The organism is Leucobacter sp. WKLB1, from assembly GCF_059696215.1.
Genome location: NZ_AP046115.1, coordinates 3,007,986 through 3,025,586, shown reverse-complemented (window position 1 = coordinate 3,025,586; position 17,601 = coordinate 3,007,986). Strand labels below are relative to the sequence as shown.

General features: G+C 68.1%; 20 protein-coding genes. 17 read left to right on the top strand and 3 right to left on the bottom strand.

Features of this window, described 5'->3' with window-relative positions; translation table 11 throughout:
• The first annotated feature begins 1 nt into the window (after position 1).
• From ACZF5Y_RS13875 to ACZF5Y_RS13865, 3 genes are read left to right on the top strand one after another with little or no spacing between them, the layout of a single operon-like run.
• Positions 2–475 carry a DUF2269 family protein gene (locus ACZF5Y_RS13875; protein ID WP_497533278.1) on the top strand — a complete coding sequence of 158 codons (474 nt, stop codon included), beginning with the start codon at positions 2–4 and terminating at the stop codon, positions 473–475.
• Complete coding sequence (locus ACZF5Y_RS13870; RefSeq protein ID WP_497533277.1) at positions 472–813, top strand: hypothetical protein; 342 nt, start codon at positions 472–474, stop codon at positions 811–813. Before ACZF5Y_RS13875 ends, ACZF5Y_RS13870 begins: the two co-directional genes overlap by 4 nt.
• Entirely contained in the window at positions 810–1,151 is a 342-nt protein-coding gene (locus tag ACZF5Y_RS13865; RefSeq protein ID WP_497533276.1) for a rhodanese-like domain-containing protein, read from the top strand. The genes ACZF5Y_RS13870 and ACZF5Y_RS13865 overlap by 4 nt, the downstream gene beginning before the upstream one ends.
• A 156-nt stretch (positions 1,152–1,307) precedes the next feature.
• Here ACZF5Y_RS13865 and ACZF5Y_RS13860 read toward each other — a convergent pair whose 3' ends face one another.
• On the bottom strand, positions 1,308–1,769 hold the full coding sequence (locus ACZF5Y_RS13860) for a VOC family protein (protein ID WP_497533275.1): 462 nt from the start codon (positions 1,767–1,769) through the stop codon (positions 1,308–1,310).
• A gap of 99 nt (positions 1,770–1,868) precedes the next feature.
• On the opposite strand from ACZF5Y_RS13860, the gene ACZF5Y_RS13855 reads away from it, so the two are divergent.
• Complete coding sequence (locus ACZF5Y_RS13855) at positions 1,869–2,864, top strand: helix-turn-helix transcriptional regulator (RefSeq protein ID WP_497533274.1); 996 nt, start codon at positions 1,869–1,871, stop codon at positions 2,862–2,864.
• 6 nt (positions 2,865–2,870) lie between these two features.
• On the opposite strand, the gene ACZF5Y_RS13850 is transcribed toward ACZF5Y_RS13855, so the two are convergent.
• Positions 2,871–3,419: a helix-turn-helix domain-containing protein gene (locus ACZF5Y_RS13850; protein ID WP_497533273.1), complete on the bottom strand. Its 549-nt coding sequence runs from the start codon at positions 3,417–3,419 to the stop codon at positions 2,871–2,873.
• Between the two features lie 67 nt (positions 3,420–3,486).
• On the opposite strand from ACZF5Y_RS13850, the gene ACZF5Y_RS13845 reads away from it, so the two are divergent.
• From ACZF5Y_RS13845 to ACZF5Y_RS13815, 7 genes are all read left to right on the top strand, one after another.
• Positions 3,487–4,497 (top strand): NAD(P)/FAD-dependent oxidoreductase, encoded by a 1,011-nt coding sequence (locus ACZF5Y_RS13845; RefSeq protein WP_497533272.1) that lies wholly within the window; start codon positions 3,487–3,489, stop codon positions 4,495–4,497.
• Complete coding sequence (locus ACZF5Y_RS13840; protein WP_497533270.1) at positions 4,494–5,240, top strand: class I SAM-dependent methyltransferase; 747 nt, start codon at positions 4,494–4,496, stop codon at positions 5,238–5,240. Before ACZF5Y_RS13845 ends, ACZF5Y_RS13840 begins: the two co-directional genes overlap by 4 nt.
• Positions 5,241–5,292: 52 nt before the next feature.
• Entirely contained in the window at positions 5,293–6,291 is a 999-nt protein-coding gene (locus tag ACZF5Y_RS13835; protein ID WP_497533269.1) for an NADP-dependent oxidoreductase, read from the top strand.
• Positions 6,292–6,460: 169 nt separating this feature from the next.
• Entirely contained in the window at positions 6,461–7,048 is a 588-nt protein-coding gene (locus tag ACZF5Y_RS13830) for a SipW-dependent-type signal peptide-containing protein (RefSeq protein WP_497533267.1), read from the top strand.
• A gap of 6 nt (positions 7,049–7,054) precedes the next feature.
• A complete protein-coding gene (locus tag ACZF5Y_RS13825; RefSeq protein ID WP_497533265.1) occupies positions 7,055–7,702 on the top strand; it encodes a SipW-dependent-type signal peptide-containing protein in 648 nt (215 codons plus the stop codon).
• Between the two features lie 55 nt (positions 7,703–7,757).
• Complete coding sequence (locus ACZF5Y_RS13820) at positions 7,758–9,026, top strand: signal peptidase I (protein ID WP_497533263.1); 1,269 nt, start codon at positions 7,758–7,760, stop codon at positions 9,024–9,026.
• 26 nt (positions 9,027–9,052) lie between these two features.
• A complete protein-coding gene (locus tag ACZF5Y_RS13815; RefSeq protein ID WP_497533261.1) occupies positions 9,053–9,574 on the top strand; it encodes a hypothetical protein in 522 nt (173 codons plus the stop codon).
• Between the two features lie 66 nt (positions 9,575–9,640).
• Here ACZF5Y_RS13815 and aspS read toward each other — a convergent pair whose 3' ends face one another.
• The gene (gene aspS, locus ACZF5Y_RS13810; protein ID WP_497533260.1) at positions 9,641–10,984 is read right to left on the bottom strand and encodes an aspartate--tRNA(Asn) ligase; all 1,344 of its coding nucleotides are present in this window, start codon (positions 10,982–10,984) and stop codon (positions 9,641–9,643) included.
• Between the two features lie 190 nt (positions 10,985–11,174).
• Between aspS and ACZF5Y_RS13805 the strand changes: the two genes are divergently transcribed.
• From ACZF5Y_RS13805 to resB, 6 genes are all read left to right on the top strand, one after another.
• Positions 11,175–12,251: an LLM class flavin-dependent oxidoreductase gene (locus tag ACZF5Y_RS13805; protein WP_497533258.1), complete on the top strand. Its 1,077-nt coding sequence runs from the start codon at positions 11,175–11,177 to the stop codon at positions 12,249–12,251.
• Positions 12,252–12,253: 2 nt separating this feature from the next.
• On the top strand, positions 12,254–13,600 hold the full coding sequence (locus tag ACZF5Y_RS13800; protein ID WP_497533256.1) for an NtaA/DmoA family FMN-dependent monooxygenase: 1,347 nt from the start codon (positions 12,254–12,256) through the stop codon (positions 13,598–13,600).
• An 80-nt stretch (positions 13,601–13,680) separates the two neighbouring features.
• Positions 13,681–14,325: a histidine phosphatase family protein gene (locus tag ACZF5Y_RS13795; protein WP_497533255.1), complete on the top strand. Its 645-nt coding sequence runs from the start codon at positions 13,681–13,683 to the stop codon at positions 14,323–14,325.
• Positions 14,322–14,969: a TlpA family protein disulfide reductase gene (locus tag ACZF5Y_RS13790; RefSeq protein ID WP_497533254.1), complete on the top strand. Its 648-nt coding sequence runs from the start codon at positions 14,322–14,324 to the stop codon at positions 14,967–14,969. Before ACZF5Y_RS13795 ends, ACZF5Y_RS13790 begins: the two co-directional genes overlap by 4 nt.
• A 9-nt stretch (positions 14,970–14,978) precedes the next feature.
• Positions 14,979–15,716, top strand: a complete 738-nt coding sequence (locus tag ACZF5Y_RS13785; protein ID WP_497535340.1) for a cytochrome c biogenesis CcdA family protein — start codon at positions 14,979–14,981, stop codon at positions 15,714–15,716.
• Positions 15,700–17,364 (top strand): cytochrome c biogenesis protein ResB, encoded by a 1,665-nt coding sequence (resB, locus tag ACZF5Y_RS13780; protein WP_497533252.1) that lies wholly within the window; start codon positions 15,700–15,702, stop codon positions 17,362–17,364. Before ACZF5Y_RS13785 ends, resB begins: the two co-directional genes overlap by 17 nt.
• The last annotated feature ends 237 nt before the right edge of the window (positions 17,365–17,601 follow it).

The window sequence follows — 17,601 nt, the reverse complement described above, 5'->3', positions numbered from 1 at the left end:
CATGACTGCGTTTCTGCTCTCCGTCCATGTGCTCGCCGCAATTCTCGCCATCGGCCCGGTCGCAATTGCGGCCAGCATGTTTCCCGCCGCAGTGCGAGCAGGGGGAGCGCCGCCAGGGTCGACCGCCGTGCTGGGCGTCCTGCACCGGATCTCGCGGGTGTACGCCGTGATCGGCGTCATCGTTCCGGTGTTCGGGATCGCCACCGCCGTGAGCCTCGGCGTACTGGGTAATGCGTGGATGATCATCTCGATGGTGTTGACGGCGGCCGCCGCGGCAGTGCTGATCTGCCTCGTGCTGCCCGGCCAGCGCCGGGCGCTCGCGGCACGAGCGACGCCTGACGGGCAGGCGCTGCAGGCACCTGCTCCGGCGGCCTCACGGTTGGCGATGCACGCGGGCATCTTCAACCTGCTCTGGGCCATCGTTGTCGTACTGATGATCGTGCGGCCCGGCTCGACGACGGGCGCGGGCCTGTGAACGCGCGATCGGCCGAGCGGCTGCTCGGCATCGTCGGATGCATCGAGTTCGCGACCCTGGTGCTCATGCTCATCAACCTGGTGACGGTGCATCACCCGGTAGTGACCAGCACGCTCGGGCCGGTGCACGGATTGGCCTACACGGCGACCGTGGTCTGCGCCGTGCTCGCAATGCGGGGGCGCCACCGCGTGTGGGTGCTCGCGCTGATTCCGGGGATCGGGGGACTGCTGGCGGCTCGGGCGGCTCGATCCTCGGTGGCAGGGGAACTGGAGCACGCGGAGCACGCGGAGCACGCGGAGCACTCTGAGCACTCTGAGCATTCGGAGGCCCGCGCGTGAGTCTCGCGCGGTACGTGCGGCGGCCAGACGCGGTGTCGGTCGGCGAGGCTCGCGCGCTCATCGAGGCCGGCGCGCTGGTCGTCGATGTGCGGGGCGACCCGGAGTGGCGGCGCGCGCACGTTCCCGGGGCGGTGCACCTGCCTCTCGCGCAGATCGAAGCGCGCTGGGAGGAGCTGCCTGAGCACCGCACCCTCATCACCTTCTGCACCGGTGGATTCGTATCTGCCTGGGCGGCGAACCTGCTGGTCGAACTCGGGTTCCCAGCGGTGAACCTTTCACGCGGACTCGTCGGCTGGCGCGCGGCGGGCGGCCCTCTCGAATCGGATCCCGCAGCCTGACGCTCACTGCGCTCTCCCTGCTCACCGAATCGGGGTCAAAAAGTGCTGTCAAAGCGCTGGTTGCGCGCCTGGAGACAACAATTTCTGACCCCGATTCGCAGAATGGGCTGCGGGCTGCGGGCTGCGGGCTGCGGCTGCGGGCCGTTGGCGGCGAGGCTACGCCGCCAGTACGCTGAGGCTCCAGGTGACGCCGAATCGATCCGTGAGCATGCCGAAGCCGGCACTCCACGCCGACGCCGCGAGCGGCTCGACGATCTGCGCGCCCACGGTCAGGCCGTCCCAGTAGCCCTGTAGTTCGTCGAGCGATGCTGCGGTGAGGGAGACAAAGACCGCCTGATCGGTCCACGTGGTGCCGGATTCGCGGCGGGTCGAGCCGCCGCCCGCGATCGCACCTGTGCCAGCTCCGGAACCCGGCACGTCGTACCCCATGATGCGGAATCCGTCGGCGCTTGCCACGAGCCCGAACACCACGCGGTCGGAGCCGGGTGCCTCCGCGGGCATGCCGAAATCAGTGTAGGTGCGAATCTCGAGGTGCCCACCGAACACGCTCTGATAGTGCTCGAGCGCCGCGCGTGCATCGCCGGTGAAGTTCAGGTGGGTGGTGGTCTGAATGGTCATGTCTGCTCCTCTGATTCGTCGGGCGATTTGCCGCGAGAGATCCAGGATCGCAACCCACTAGGTCAGTTTCTGTCCGCAAAAGAATCTATTCTGGATCGCATGACGTCGACCACCCGACTCCTCGAGCTGCTCTCGCTGTTGCAGGCCCGCCGCGACTGGCCGGGGCCGGCGCTGGCGGCGCGGCTTGAGGTCGACCCGCGCACGATCCGGCGCGATATCGATCGCTTGCGCGAGATGGGGTATCGCATCCAAGCGACCGCGGGCCGCGACGGCGGCTATCGTCTGGACGCGGGAAGCGAGCTGCCGCCCCTGCTCTTCGATGAGGACCAAACCGTCGCGGTCGCGGTCGCTCTGCAGTCGAGCCCGGCGCTCGGCACGGGGCTCGAGGAGGCGGCGTTGCGTGCGTTCGGCACAATTCGACAGGTGATGCCGTCGAAGCTCAGGCATCGCCTGGATGCCTTCGACGTGACCGCGATCGTGCGAACCGGGGCGGCGCCCGCGGGCGATGTCTCAGCTGACGCGCTCACGGCGATCGCGCGCGCGATCCACGATCGGGTCGTGTTGCGCTTCGCCTACGCCGAGCGCCGTGCGGGCGGCGAGTCCGGGGAACGAGCAGCGGCCGATCCCGAACCTCGCCGGGTCGAACCCCACCACCTCGCAACCTCAGACGGCCGCTGGTACCTCGTCGCCTGGGACCTCGCGCGCGATGACTGGCGTATCTTCCGCGTCGACCGCGTCTCGCCGACCGCGCACACGGGCCCCGAGTTTCACCCGCGTCAGCTTCCGGCAGCCAGCGTCGCAGAGTTTCTCGCCGCGCGATTCCACGGTTCGGCCTCGGGGACCTGGCCATGCCGCGGCGCTGTGGTGCTCGAACGAGCGGCGCGCGACGTGCTGCCGTTCGTCGGCGACGGGGTGGTCACGGAAATTGACGCGGGATCATGCCGGCTCGAACTCGGCTCGTGGTCGTGGGGCTCGCTGGCCGCCGCATTCGGTCGGTTCGACGCGCCCATGCGTGTGGTCGGCCCACCGCAGCTCGCCGAGGCTTGCGCGGAGCTCGCTGAGCGCTTCGCGGCGGCGGCTGCGCCAGAGCGGTAGCCGCCCCTACGCGCCGTGCAGGTGCAGGCGCTCGCCCGCCGCATTGAAGATGCTGATGACTTCGCAGGGCTTGCCGCCCTCGGCGCGCAGGCGATGCGGCACCGACGTATCGAATTCGGCGGCCTCGCCCCGGCCGAGCACGTGTTCGCGGTCGTCGAGGGTGAGACGCAGTTTGCCCGAGAGCACGAAAAGCCAATCGTGCCCCTCGTGCACCTGCAGGTCTCGCTCGGGAGCATCGGGGTGGTACGTGATCTTGAAGGCCCTCACGTCAGAGGCTTCTCGGGTCAAGGGGGCGATCGTGAGGCCTTCGCGGCGCAGTGCGGTTCGGTGCACGCGCGGATCGCTGGTGGGAGCATCGAGCAGGTCGTCGACGCGGATGCCGAGTTGTCGGGTCAGTGGCAGCAGAAGCTCCAGGCTCGCCTGCCGCTTGCCCGATTCGAGGCGCGACAGGGTGCTCGCAGACATGCCCGCGCGATCGGCGAGCTCGTCGAGCGTCCAGCCGCGATCCTGCCGCGCAGAGCGCAGTCGCGGACCGAGTCGTTCCAGTTCATCCATTCGAGTCACCTTGCCATTTTCGCAAACGAGATTGCAAGTATCGCACATTGCCCCGCACACTGTCAGCATGACCCACGAACTCTACGACGCCATCGTCATCGGCGGCAGCGCCGCCGGCCTCAGCTCGGCCCAGGCCCTCGGCCGCTCCCTGCGGCGCACCCTGGTGATCGACGCCGCCCAACCCCGCAACCGCTTCGCCCACCAGATGCACAACGTGCTCGGGCTCGACGGCACGACCCCGCGTGAGCTCGTCGCCCGCGGCCGTGCCGAGGCCGAGGCCTACGGTGTGGAGTTCCGCGAGGCGACGGTACGTGTGGTGCGCAACATCGACGCCCCGGGAGCCGAAGCCGCCGCAGCAGCGGCCGCAGACCCCGCCACCCCCGGCGCCCTGCTCGAACTCGAGCTCGACGGTGGCGAGACCGTTCGCGCCCGCGGCATCGTGCTCGCGACCGGCGTCACCGACGAGCTGCCCGCGATCCCGGGCCTCGCCGAGCGCTGGGGCACGTCGGTGCTCCACTGCCCGTATTGCCACGGCTGGGAGGTGCGTGGGCAGCGCCTGGCGGTCATCACGACCTCGCCGACGGGCCTGCACCAGGCGAAGCTGATCCGCCAGTGGAGTGACGACGTCACCGTCTTCACGGCCGGGCTCGTCGACGAGACGGGCGCGAGTGTGCTCGACGCCGACACCGAACGACTCCTGCGCAGCCGAGGCGTGCAGCTCGTCGCCGAGCCGGTCGTCGAAGCGATCGGCGACGGCGCGCAGCTCACCGCCGTGCGCACCGCCGACGGGCGCGAGTACCCGCTCGATGCCGCCTTCACCGCCGGCACCCTGCGCCCCCACGACGGCTTCGTCGCGCACCTGGACCTCGCTCGCACCGACACGATCGTCGGGTCCTTCTTGGAGGTCGACATAATGCAGCGCACGAGTCATCCGCGCATCTGGGCGGCCGGAAACGTGACGAATCCGATGGCGACTGTGCCGGCGTCGATGGCAACCGGCATGATGGCGGGCGCCGCGGTCAACGCGATCCTCGTTGATGAAGACTACGCGCTCGCCGCAGCGGAGATCGCGCAGTGACGCAGCAGCAGTCGGCGCCGGATCACAAGCATGGCCATCGGCACCACGCGCAGGGTGCGGGGGCGCACGGGGTACCTGGCTCCGATACCGACGCCCCGACCGATCCCGTCGAGTTCTGGCAGCAGCGCTACGGCGGCGGCGACCGCGTCTGGTCGGGGCACGTGAACCACGCGCTGGGTGAGCTGGCCGCCGACTGGAGCCCGGGTCGCTCGCTCGATCTCGGCTGCGGCGAGGGCGGCGATGTACTGTGGCTCGCGGAGCACGGGTGGAACGCGACCGGCATCGACCTCTTGGAGCACGCGGTGGCTCGAGCGCAGGCCGCTGCGCGCGAGCGTGGCCTCGATGCTGCGCGATTCATCGCCGCGGACCTCGGTGAGTGGGCTGATGATCCCGCACGCATCGATGGTCTCGATGACACGCCCGATCGCGAGGGGTTCGATCTGGTCACCGCGAGCTTCTTCCAATCGCCGGTAGAGCTGCCGCGCGAGCGCATCTTGCGGGCGGCAGCGCGCAGCGTGGCCCCCGGTGGTCGCGTCGTCGTCATCGCGCACGCCGCGGCTCCCGACTGGGCGCCCGGGCACGGCGGCGACTTCCCGACCCCCGAACAGGATCTCGCGGCGCTGTCGCTCGATCCGAACGATTGGGACGTCGAGGTTGCCGAAGTGCGCGAGCGCGAGGGTCGCGCGCCCGATGGCACTTCTGCAAAGTTGCTGGATTCGGTCGTTTCGGTACGCCGTCGGTGAACCCGTCCGCGGCCCCGTTGCCTCGCGGCCGGGTCTGCGCGATTGTGGAGGCATGATCTCTGAATCGACGCAGTCCCAGCACGCAACCTCAGCTGAGCACCCCACCATGATCGCGATCACGCAGACGGCGCTCGGTGATCCCGACGTGCTCACCGCGGAGCGGGTCGCGGTGCCGGTGGCCCGACCGAACGAGGTGCTGGTGCGCGTGCACGCGGCTGGCGTGAACCCGACCGACTGGAAGCATCGCCGCACCGGCGGCTTTCTCGGCGACCCGCCGTTCGTGCTCGGGTGGGACGTATCGGGCGTGGTGATCGCGACGGGGATCGGCGTCGCGCGCTTCGCCGTCGGCGATGAAGTGTTCGGCATGGTCTCGTACCCGTTCGGGCACGGCACGCACGCGGAGGTGATCGCGGTACCCGCACGGGTGCTCGCGCACAAACCTCTCGAGATCGACCACGTGCAGGCGGGTGCGCTGCCGCTCGTCTCACTGACCGCGTGGCAGGCGCTGCACGACTACGCGCACCTCGAAGCGGGGCAGCGGGTGCTCGTGCACGCTGCCGCAGGTGGGGTCGGTCACGTCGCGGTGCAGATCGCGAAGGCTGCAGGCGCGCACGTGATCGGCACAGCGAGTGCGGCCAAGCACGAGTTCCTGCGGAGTCTCGGCGCGGATGAGGTGATCGACTACCGCTCCCAGGAGTTCGATGAGGTGGCCTCAGACGTCGATGTGGTGCTCGACACCATTGGTGGTGACACCTCGCTGCGCTCGCTGCGGGTGCTGCGCCCCGGGGGTATCGTCGTGTCGACGCTGCCGGCCGGCTCAGAGGCATTCTTTACCGAGGCTGACAGGCTCGGCGTGCGTGCGACGCGCATGCTCGTGGATTCATCGCACCACGATCTTGAATGCATCGCGGAGCTCGTGCGGTCGGGTGGTCTGCGCGCGTCGATCGCACAGACCTACCCGCTCGTGGAAGCGGCGAGGGCGCACGCGGCCGGTGAAACCGACCGCACCACCGGCAAACTCGTGCTCGTCACCGATGCGCTGACGGAGTAGCCAGACGGCGCATCTTGCGCGTGTTCGCCGAGGGCCTTGCCGAAGTTTGGAGCGTCATTTCAGACGATTGTCCGAATTTTGGCAAGGCCTTTTTTATTTCATGCCTTCGCAGTACGCTCTGAACATAGTGCCGACATAGGAAGGATGTTGGTGCGCGTACAAAGGGGTAATGCAGATGTCTGTTGAACACGTGGAAGCGACAACGAAGCCGCGCAGGGGCTGGACGAAGGTTCGAGCCATTCTCGCGGGCGGTCTGGTGCTCGGAGTCGGGGCGGCGATCACGCTCGCGGCCTGGACCGACAACGAGTGGGCGCGCGGCATCTTCGCCAGCGGTCAGTTCGGGATCGAGGGATCGACGAACGGTACGACGTGGGCGGATCACCCGACGTCGGGCACCCCGGCGACGCTGAGTTTTCAGGTCGGCGCTGACAAGCTGGCTCCGGGCAGCGTCGTTTACGCTCCGTTCGCGGTGCAGCTGAAGACCGGTTCGACGAACGCGGCGACGGTTGCGGTGGTGCAAGACAACTCGAGCGCGATCGTGGGCACCACGGCCTCGTACGTCTACACGACGAGCGCGACGTGCAACGCGACGACGTATGCCGCGGGCACCAACACGAACGGCACGTCGTTCTTGCTCGCGACGGTCACGACGCCGACGTACCTGTGCTTCCAGGTCACCGCGGGCCCGACGCTCGCACCGGCGTCGACCGGATCGTTCACCTGGACGTTCAACGCCACCTCCGGCGCCACGTTGTAGGCCATCGTGTTCCGCCGAAGCCAGCGAACGCGAGTTCGGGGTCGGCGGAGGGCATCCGCGAACTGGTTCACCCGAGTGCGGGCGCTCCTAGCCGGAGCGCTCGTGCTCGGGGTGGGCAGCACGCTGACCCTCGCCGCCTGGACAGACAGCGAGTACGCGCAGGCCACGTTCACCGCGAGCACGTTCGGCATCATCGGATCCACTGATGGCACGAATTTCTCCGAGCATGCAACGGGAGCGACAGCAGCCGCGCTGACGTTCGTGGCAACGCCCACCGGCATGTCGCCGGGGGTGACCACGTACGCGAAGTACACGGTGAAGACGACGCCCGGCACCAATGTCGGCGGCACCGCACTCATGGCCGCACCGGTCGTGACGGGCTCAGGTCTCGGCACGTACCTGCGCTACGGGGTGAGCACGATCGATCCGGCGGCGGGCACCGCCTGCAACGCGACGACATTCGGCACGGGGAACATCGTCGCGGCGAACAGCGCATTGACAGTGGCCCCGACGGCCACGCAGGCGCTCTCCGCGGCAGGTGCGAATGCGGCGGCCTATTGCATCGCGGTCACGCTGCCCGCGGGCACCGCGAACGCGGCGCAGGGGCTCAACGCAACGCTCGCGTGGACCATCACCGGGACGTCGACTTCGTAGCCGGCGCGCAGCGCCCAGGGGCGGCAATGGAGATCAGCAGGTGAAGGAGGGAGAGATGACCGACACGAAGCGCACTGCAGGGGGAGTGATCGGCGGCCTGCTGCTTAATGTGGCCGCGTTCGCCGGTCTGGTCTGCATCGTGCTCGTGCTCCTCGCGGCCTTCTTCCAGGTCACGCTCATCATGTTCAAGACCGGGTCGATGTCGCCGACGATTCCGGCTGGTTCGCTCGCGGTCGTGCACAAGATCCCCGCGAGCGACATCGCCGTCGGCGACGTGCTTACCGTGGATCGCCCCGGAATGCTGCCGGTGACGCACCGCGTGACCTCGGTTGAGGGTGCCGGCGACGGGCGCACGATCACGATGAAGGGCGACGCGAACGATGCGGAGGATCCGTCACCGTACACCGTGACCGAAGCGCGACGCGTGATCGTCTCGGTGCCGTATCTGGCGCACGTCGTGGTCTGGTTCGCGAACCCGTGGGTGCTCGGCGGGCTGACGGTCGGCGCATCAGTGCTGGTGACCTGGGCATTCTGGCCCCGCGAGTCGAAGCGTGCGAACCGCAGTCGCGGTGATGGTGGCGGAGCGCCGCGTCACGGCGAGCCCGAGCAGACCATCGCCGATACCGATCAATCCCGGTCGCGGGTGCCGGATCGCGTGAGCGCAGCAGCGGCCCCCGTTATCGGTGCGGTGCTGGTCGTTGGCGCCCTCGCATTCGCGCCGACGGTGCCGGCGCATGCCGAGGCGACCGCCGATTCCGCACCCGCGCCAGTCGTGACGCGCGGCGCACACATCACCCTGACCTCCATCGGTGATGCCGATGAAATGGCCTCGATGCGACCCGGAGTTCCGGTGCTCTGGCAGATCGGTGTGCGAGTGGACTCGCTCGACCCCGGTGCGGTGCAGGTGTCGCTCGAATCTGCGGGGTCTCAGGAGCTCGGGCTGGAGCTGAACGTGCGCAGCTGCAGCGTGCGATGGAGCGGGGAGGCCTGCTCAGGGGTCGAAACGCCGGTCGGTGGCGATGGCCGGGTCGAGATCGCGTCGCCTGCGGTGCCCGTCGCCGAACTCGAGAGCGCCGAAGAACAGTGGTATCTGGTGACGGCGTCGATTCCGACGGCCGCTCGCGGTGCCGTCGCGCTGACGATGCGGGCGTCCGGGGGAAGTGACGTCGTCTCCACGTCGCCCGGCCCGATCGGCACCATTCCGGTCACCGGTGCTGATGCGTCGCCGATGTGGTTGCTCGGAGTCGGTGGGGTTGCCGCCGGGCTCGGGGTGGCTGGAGTAGCGGCGTTCCTGCGCCGACGCCGATCGGCGGGTGGCTCGTGAGCGGCGCAGGGATCCGGCACCGGTCGATGCGCACCCGCATCGCTGCGGGGATGGTCGCGCTCGCCCTCGGGGTGCTCGTGCTCGCCCCGAAGCCGCAAGAGACCGAGGCGACTTGGAGCGACCCCGAGGTCGCCGCGGGCACGTTCACTGCGCTGACCGTGCCGTCGTCACCTTATGGCGGAGAGTGTGCTGTCACGGGATCTCTGCTCAACCTCGGTGCGTCTACGCTCACGATTCGTTGGCGATTGCCCTCGGGGTACGCCCTGACCGAGGTCTTCATTAATTACACCGGCGCGGTGAACCCGGTCGCGGCATCGGCTACATTCACGCCAGCGGGAAGTGAATTACGCACGGTCGCCGCGGCGGGAGGAGTGTATGAGACCACGATCTCGGGGGGACTGTTGAGTGTGACGCTCGGGGCGAGTCGAACGATACAGGTGCAGACGCGTCATTCCAGCGGGTGGACATCAGAAACCCGTTCGGTCACGGGCCAATGGGTCATACTCGGCTTGTTCCAGGCAACCTGCGCAATGACCCCCGCGACGTAACCCGCGTACACGCGAACGGCGCCCGCCCGCCGAAGCGGAGGGGCGCCGTGCACCGGTGCTGCGCGATTACGGCAGCAGGCGGTTCGGGCCGCGGAACAGGTAGGTGACCTCGCGGATCGACTGCTGCTTGAGCAGCAGCATCAGCACGCGGTTGAGACCCATGCCGAAGCCGCCGTGGGGCGGCACGCCGTAGCGGAAGAAGTCGAGGTAGAAGCCGAGCTCTGCCGGGTCCATGCCCTTTTCGACGGCCTGCGCCTCGAGCACCTCGATGCGGTGCTCGCGCTGGGCACCCGTAGAGATCTCGGTGCCGCGGTAGATGAGGTCGTAGCTCTGCGTGAGCTGCGGGTTCTCGGCGTTGCGCATGTGGTAGAACGGGCGGATCGACGCGTCGTAGTCGGTGAGGAAGACGAAGTCGTGGCCGTACTTCTTCTGCACGTGCGCTGCGATCCGACGCTCGCCCTCCGGGTCCATGTCGGCGTCGGCACGCGGCACCTCATAGCCCTCGGCCTTGACGATCTCTTTGGCCTCGGCCAGCGGGATGCGCGGGAACGGGCGCGACGGCACCTCGACCTCGATGCCGAAGAGCTTCTGAATCTCTTCGCCGTGCTTCTCCTTGACCGCGGTGAGGCCGGCGACGATGAGCTCCTCGTGGAGTTCCATGACGTCTTCGTGCGAATCGATCCAGCTCAGCTCGGTGTCGACCGAGGTGAACTCGGTGGCGTGACGCGACGTGAACGACGGGTCGGCGCGGAACGCCGGGCCGACCTCGAAGATGCCGCCGAACCCGGCGGCCTGAGCCATTTGCTTGAAGAACTGCGGGCTCTGCGCGAGGAAGGCCTTGCCCTCGAAGTACTCGACCTCGAAGAGCTCGGCGCGCGACTCGGAGGCGCTGGCCATGAGCTTCGGGGTCTGGATTTCGATGAAGCCGCGGTCGACCCAGACCTGGCGCAGCGCGTGCAAGAATGCGGTCTGCACGCGGAACACGAGGTTCTGCTCGGGGCGGCGCAGGTCGAGGAAGCGCCAGTCGAGGCGAACGTCGATGCCCGAATCGCCGGCGACGGGGTTGTCGGGGAGCGACGCGGCGACGACCTCGATCTCATCGATCTGGATCTCGACGCCGCCGAGCTTCACGCGCTCGTTGTGCTCGAGCTGACCCACGACCGTGACGAAGGTGCCCTGCGTCAGCTCAGAGATGGTGGTGGTGCGCGGCACGAGAATGTCGGAGCGGGGATTCTCGGGGTCGGGCTCGCGCAGCACGCCGCCGTTCACCAGCTGCACGGCGCCGGTCTCGTCGCGGAGCACGACGAACTGCACGTACCGCTGGTCGCGCACCTTCTCGACCCACCCCGAAACGCGGACGGTGCCGTCTTCGCGGGCGGCCAGATCCTTGATCAATACACGCTCAGTCACCCCGACAGTCTAGCCGTCGCGTCCTCGCCCACCCGCACCCCCGGTTTCGGGCTCGCGCGAAGGCGCTCGGTGATCCTCGCTCGCGTCAAGGTGCGCAACATTCGTGAATGCCACCCATAAAGATCAGTAATGTGATGGGACATGCGACGCGCATCCGCGCGGAGTAAGTATCGAGCGCAGGAGGACCGCAGTGGGGCAACCGTTCATCGTCGGCATCCATATTGACGGCCGGGGGTCACACCCCGCGGCCGCAGACCCGAGTATCGCGGTCGCAGCGCACGACGATGCCGCACGAGTGCCCGACGCGATCGGCCGGGCCGAAACGGCTGGGCTCGCCTTCGTCACGCTCGCGGGCGCGCACCTGCCGCCGACCGGAGCCGGTGCCCGACTCGACCCCGTGCAGCTCGCCGCCTTCGCCGGGCCGCGCACGTCGCGGATCGCGCTGATCCCGGAAATCCCGGTCACCTTCGTCGAGCCGTTTCACACGGCAACCCAGCTCGCGAGCTTGGACTACGCGGCGGGCGGCCGCGGCGGCTGGCTGGTGTCGGGCGAGAACTCACAGCTCGCTGCGCGGCAATTCGGGCGCGACGCTCTCACCGAAGATGAGCTTGCGGACGAACTCGTCGATGTCATCGCCGCCGTGCGCGTCATCTGGGATACCTGGGAATCCGACGCGGTGATCAAGGATTTTCCGACCGGGCGCTACATCGACCGCGACAAGCTGCACTACGCCGACTTCACCGGCCGCTCGTTCTCGGTGAAGGGCCCCGCGATCACGCCACGACCACCGCAGGGGCAGCTCCCGGTACTCGCGCCGCTCGCATTCTCCATCGGGGTCGATGCTGACGCGATCCTCATTCCCGGCGGCGCCACGTTAGCCGCCGACGCCGCGACGGCCCGGGCCGACGGCGCCGCACGGGTGATCGTCGACCTCGAAATCGTGCTCGACTCCCGCGGTGAGGCGGCGCAGGATCGCCTGGCCCGGCTCGACGCCGCGCGTCCGTGGGCAGCGAGTTCGGCCGAGCGCTTCGTCGGGTCGACCGATGTACTCGTACAGCGTCTCATCGCGCTCGCCCCGCACGTCGACGGGGTGCGGCTCATTCCGGCGGTCACCGACGACGAGCTCGACGAGGTGCAGCACCGCGTCGTGCCGGCGCTGCTCGCGTCCGGCCTTGCCGTGCCGCAGCCCGCGGTCCACACCACCGCCCGCGAGGTCTTCGGCCTCCCCGCGGCGCAGAACGCCTTCGCGAACGAGGGGAACCACTGAGCATGACCACCACACCCGAGACCATCGCCGCACCGCACCAGGCCGCGCAGCCCGGGCAGATCCAATTCGGCGTCTTCTTTCAGGGCGTGAACTTCTCGACGATCTGGCACTGGCCCGAATCAGGGGATCACGTCGCGTTCGAGTCGTTCCGCCGCGTCGTGCAGACCGCCGAGCGCGGGGTGTTCGCCGCGTTCTTCTTGGGTGAGGGGCTGCGCCTGCGCGAGCACCTCGGTCACCTGCACGATCTCGACGTCGTCGGCCGCCCCGACGCGCAAACGCAGCTCGCCGCGCTCGCCGCAGTAACCTCGCGCATCGGCCTCGCGGCCACGCAGAGCACCACCTTCAATGACCCTGCCGACCTCGCCTACCGCCTCGCGAGCCTGAGCCACCTCAGCGGGGGTCGCGCCGCGTGGAACATCGTGACGACCCACAACGCCTGGACGGGCGAGAACTTCAGGCGCGGCGGGTTCGTCGCCGATGCCGATCGCTATCGCAACGCCGACGCGTTCGTGACGGCGGTGAAAGCGATCTGGCGCGCTGCAGAGACCGAGGGTGGCCTGCCGCTCGAGGTGCGCAACGAGTTCTTCGACCTCGACGTGGAACGCGCCCTGCCGCTCGTGCCCGGCGGGCGACCGGTGCTCATTCAAGCGGGCGACTCCTCGGAGGGCCGTGATTTTGCCGCGAAGCACGCCGACCTCGTCTTCACCGGCGCGACGCAGTACGAGCGAGCCGTCGAGTTCGGCGCAGACATCGATCGTCGCGCCGTCGCGCGCGGGCGCCGATCGGGCTCGGTGCTGCCCTTCCCCGGCGTCACGATCGTGATCGGCGACAGTGACGCGGAGGCGCACGAAAAGCTGCACGAGATCCGGCGAGCCCAGGTCACCGAACAGACGGCGCTCGCGTACCTCGAACAGTTCTGGGGTACCGACCTCAGCGCGTACGACCCCGACGGGCCGTTGCCCGACATCGATCCCGTGCAGCAGACCTCCAGCGTGACCCGCGGCAGCGCCTTCCAGAACGCGAAGGCCAAGCAGTTGGCCGACGAGTGGCGCGCCGAGTCTGCCGACCGGGGCCTCAGCATTCGCGACTTCGTGATCGAGCACGCCACGCGCGGCAACGACCTCACCGGCTTCGTCGGCAGCGCGCAGACCGTCGCCGACCACCTGCAGCGCTACGCCGAGCGACGTGTCGTGGCGGGCTTCAACATCACGCCCTACCTCAGCCCGACCGGTCTCGACGACATCGTGAACCGGCTCGTGCCCGAACTGCAGAGCCGCGGCGTCTACCCGAGCGAATACGCTGGTGCCTCGTTGCGCGAGCACCTCGGGCTCGATCCCGAACTGCCCTGACCTGTCGGAGTTCGGGGCGCCCCGGCGTCCGGTGATCCGACGCCCCGAACTCCCAGATACGGCGAACGTAGAATGGACCCGTGAGCGACAAACTGCTGCATTTGGTGCGCCATGGCGAGGTCCACAACCCCGACCGGGTGCTCTACGGACGCATTCCGGGCTTCCGCCTGTCTGAACGCGGGCACCAGATGGCCGAAGCGGCCGCGCTCGAACTCGCCGGCAGCGACCGCGCGGTCGCGAAACTCTACGCGTCACCGCTCGAGCGCGCCCAGCAGTCGGCGCGACCGATCGCGAGTGCGCTCAGCCTCGAGATCGCGACCGAAGAGCGCATCATCGAGCCGACCAACGCGTTCGAGGGCCTCGTCAACTCTGGCCCCGACGCGGCATTCAAGCAGCCGCGCTACTGGCATCGGTTCTGGAACCCGTTCCGCCCGAGCTGGGGCGAGCCGTACCGCCAGGTCGCCGCGCGCGTGCGCGAAGCGATGGATGCGGCATGGGATTCGACCCGCGAAGGCGACATCGTGATGGTGTCGCACCAGTCGCCGATCTGGATGGCCCACCTCGATATCGCCGGCAAGCCCCTCTTCCATAACCCTGCGTCGCGACGGTGCGACCTGTCGAGCATCACCACGTTCGAACGGCGCGGCGAGCGCTGGTTCGAGGTGGAGTACCGCACCCCCGCCGCCGGCCTGCTCGACGACGCCGTAGATGTAGGAGCCGTATGAGCCTGCGACGCACCGCAACCGCACTCGCACTGACCGCCGCCGTCGCGTTCACCCTCGTCGGGTGCAGCACCGAAGGCAGCGACCTCGCTTCCCAGTACCGCGAGGGCAGCGGCAAAGGCTACATCGAGGGCGACGGCTCGACGCTCAGCATTCCCGTGTCCAAGCGTGCTGAAGCCGTGGAGTACTCGGGAGTCGACGAGAGCGGTGCCACCTACGGCTCCGCTGACACGCTCGGCGAGGTCACCGTCGTGAACTTCTGGTACGCCGGGTGCGCGCCCTGCCGCGTCGAGGCTCCCGATCTCGTCACCAACTACGACGAGTTCTCGTCGCAGGGCGTGAAATTCGTCGGAGTGAACACGCGCGATCAGGTGGCCCAGGCTCAGCAGTTCTCGCTCGAATTCGGTATCGAGTACCCCTCGATCATGGACAATGCGGGCGGTCGTTCCGTGCAGCGCGCCTTCGCGGGCCAGGTACCGCTGAACGCCGTGCCGACCACGCTGGTGCTGGATCGCGAGGGGCGTGTCGCGCACCGCGTGCTCGGGCAGATCGCGGGCGAGTCCCAGCTGCGCACCCTGATCGACGAGACACTCGCCGAATCGGGCGACGACGCGTCTGCCGCCGATTCCGGTAGTACCGAGCAGTAGCCGGTGGATCTGCAGGGAATCGTCGCCGACGGGCAGCTGCTCGTCGCCTCGCTCATCGCGGTCGCGGCCGGGCTGCTCTCGTTCCTGTCGCCGTGCGTACTGCCATTGGTGCCCGGGTACCTCGCGTATGTCGGTTCGACGGCCGGCTCGGCACCGGGCGAGAAGTCACCGCGCGGTCGCGTGCTGCTCGGCTCCGTGCTGTTCGTGCTCGGCTTCACGGCGGTCTTCGTCGCGATCCTGGCGGCTGCAGGCACCGTCGGAGTGTTCATCACTCAGTGGGAACCGGTCATCACGCGCGTGATGGGTGCGGTCATCATCATCATGGGGCTCGTGTTCATCGGCCTGTTCACGAAGATGCAGACCACGCGAAAGATGCGCGTGAAGCCGAAGTTCGGTCTCGCCGGAGCACCCTTGCTCGGCGCAGTCTTCGCGATCGGCTGGACGCCCTGCATGGGGCCCACGCTCGCGGTGATCATGGGCCTGAGCCTGCAGCAGGCGTCGGTGAGTCGATCCGTCGTGCTCGCGATCGCGTACTGCATCGGCCTGGGCCTGCCCTTCATCCTTGCGGCATTCGGCTTCACCTGGTTGACGCAGACGATGACATTCTTCAAACGGCATATCCGTGCCGTGAACCTGATCGGCGGCGGGCTGCTGATCCTCATCGGTCTCCTCATGGTGACCGGCATCTGGAGCCAAATGATGTACGCACTGCAGGCGGTGATTGGCGGCTATGTCACGCCCATCTGATTACGACGACGGCACCGGAGCCGGCGGGACCGGTCGCATCGAGTCGCCCGAATTGGGCGTGAAGGGCTGGGCGCGCTGGTTCTGGCGGCAGCTCACGAGCATGCGCGTGGCACTCGTGCTCCTGCTCATGCTGGCCGTCGCCGCCATTCCGGGTTCGCTGCTGCCTCAGCGCAGCGCCGACCCCAACGGAGTGATCCAGTATCAGTCCGATCACCCGAAGCTCTTCCCTGTGCTCGATGCCTTCCCGATCCAGGCGTTCGACGTTTACGGGTCGGTCTGGTTCTCGGCCATCTATCTGCTGCTCTTCATCTCGCTTATCGGCTGCGTGCTGCCGCGCATCTTCCATCACTGGAAGGCGTGGCGGGGCACCCCGCCCAAGACGCCGGCCCGGTTGCAGCGCATGGCCGGGTTCTCCGAAGTGCGGGTCTCGAACCCCGAAGCGAGCGCCGAAGATCGCGTCGCCTTCGCCGAGCGCGCGATCGAGGAGGCCTCGCGCGTACTGCGGAAGGCACGGTATCGCACCGAGATTCAGCGCACTTCGCGACGCGGTGTCGAGACCGTCTCGGTGTCGGCCGAGCGCGGCTACCTGCGCGAGACGGGCAACCTGATCTTCCACATCTCGCTGCTCGGCGTGCTCATCGCCGTGGGCGTCGGTGGGGTGTTCACCTTCAACGGGCAGAAAGTGCTCGTCGAGGGCGAGACGATGGTGAACCAGCTCATCGACTACGACACCGTGAACACCGGTCGCGGGTTCGATTCCTCGAGTCTCGATCCATTCGGCCTGACATTGGACTCGCTCGACGTGACCTACGTCACTCCCGACGACGGCAACACGCACGCGATCGGGCAGGTGCGCGATTACACCGCGAACCTGCAGCTCATCGATCCCGAGACCGGCGAGGAGTCGCCCGAGACGATCCGCGTGAACCACCCGCTGCGCGTGCACGGATCGCCGATCTACCTCATCGCCAACGGGTACGCTCCGCGCATCACGATCAAGAACGCCGAGGGCACGGTCGTCTACAGCGAGGCGATGCCGTTCATTCCTCAAAACAACATGACGATGCTCTCGCTCGGCGTCGTGAAAGTGCCGTACGGGCTGCAAGACGACGGCAAGAATGTGCAGATCGGTCTGCGCGGGTTCTTCTACCCGACGAAGGCCGACCTCGACACGGGTGCGTACACGTCGAACTATCCCGATCTCGAGAACCCCGTGCTCACACTCGACGTCTTCGAGGGAGACCTGGGCATCGATGGCGGTATTCCGCGATCGGTATATTCGCTCGACACGACCGACATGCAGCAGCTGACCGGACGTGCAGTCGACAAGGATTCGATCGAGCTCACTCCGGGCGAGACGACGAATCTGCCCAACGGTATGGGCACGATCACGCTCGATGATGTGCCGCGCTACGCGTCGTTCGACGTCATGCGCAACCCGGCTCAAACGTACGTGCTCATCTTCGCGCTCCTCGCCCTCGGCGGTCTCGTGTGGTCGCTCTTCGTGCCGCGCCGTCGCATGTGGGTGAAGGCCGTGCAGAGCGATGACGGCGTGGTGCTCCAGTACGCTGCGCTCGCCCGCGGCGACGACCCGGCACTCGAGCGCGCGGTCGAAGACCTGCGCGACCGGCACCGCGACCGCTTGTAGCGGGCCGGGTGATCCGGCACCGGTTACGCGAGCGGCTGCTCTGCCCCTCGGGCCCGCTCGGCCGTGCTGCTCAAACGCGCGCGACCGCGCGGCTGCTCCGTCGCGCCGCTGCTCGGCCGTTCCGCCTCTCCGCCGTTCGCGCTCACCCCAATCAGCGGAGATTCACCAGATCGCTGACCGATTCGGCCACATCGCTCAGCGATTCCCGGAATCTCCGCTATCTGGGACGGTAGGGCG